General features: G+C 60.2%; 1 pseudogene. It reads right to left on the minus strand.

Annotated features, from left to right (window positions below):
- Nucleotides 1-266, minus strand: a pseudogene (locus EOD29_RS32300) (glycosyl transferase); the annotation flags it as partial.

Genomic DNA, 266 nt, shown 5'->3' on the forward strand with positions numbered 1-266 from the left:
GCACCGCCTGGTCGGAGAAACCGCGAATGTCGACGATCCTGCCCCAGCGGCTGCGGTCGGTGTCGTTATGCTTCAGGTATTCGGGGCCCGTATGGCAGAAGAGCGTCACCTCGAACCTGTCCTTGTCGTGCAGTTCGAGAATGCGCTGCAGCAGCTTCATCGTCGCGTGGCGATCCCAGAAGTCCGATGACATATATCCGATGCGGATCTTGTTTGACCATGTGTGCGGCTGGTTGCGGCGGAACGCGACCCGTTCCTGGTCAAGC

It is taken from the genome of Mesorhizobium sp. M1A.T.Ca.IN.004.03.1.1 (genome assembly GCF_003997555.1).
In the GTDB taxonomy this organism is placed as follows: Bacteria; Pseudomonadota; Alphaproteobacteria; order Rhizobiales; family Rhizobiaceae; genus Mesorhizobium.